The sequence below is a fragment of the Bacillus sp. SIMBA_005 genome (genome assembly GCF_046535585.1).
GTDB lineage: Bacteria > Bacillota > Bacilli > Bacillales > Bacillaceae > Bacillus > Bacillus pumilus.
The window spans coordinates 1-239 of record NZ_JAWRWI010001105.1; the positions used below are offsets into that span (position 1 = coordinate 1).

1 protein-coding gene is annotated in these 239 nt (G+C 69.0%); it reads right to left on the bottom strand.

Annotated features, from left to right (window positions below):
- Window positions 1-239, bottom strand: a 239-nt coding sequence (locus tag SB660_RS23550) for a hypothetical protein (RefSeq protein ID WP_410585001.1), incomplete at both ends; no start/stop codon positions are given.

Here is a 239-nt window from a genome sequence, read left to right on the forward strand (position 1 = left end):
GGGCTGGAGCGCCCGGTCTGCGGACATCGCGGCAAGGCGAGGGTAGAACCCGGTGGTCGCCTTCTGCGCCAAAAACGGCGTTCCGGCATAGACGTTGCCGCCGTCCTGCCGGTTGAGCAGCTGGCAGCTGATCGTCACCGGGGCGTCGGAGTTCTCGACCGTGACCTCGAGGCGGAGGATCGCCAGGTGCCGCTCCTCGAAGCGGACGATGCGCTCGTCGCGGATGCGCACGCGCTTGC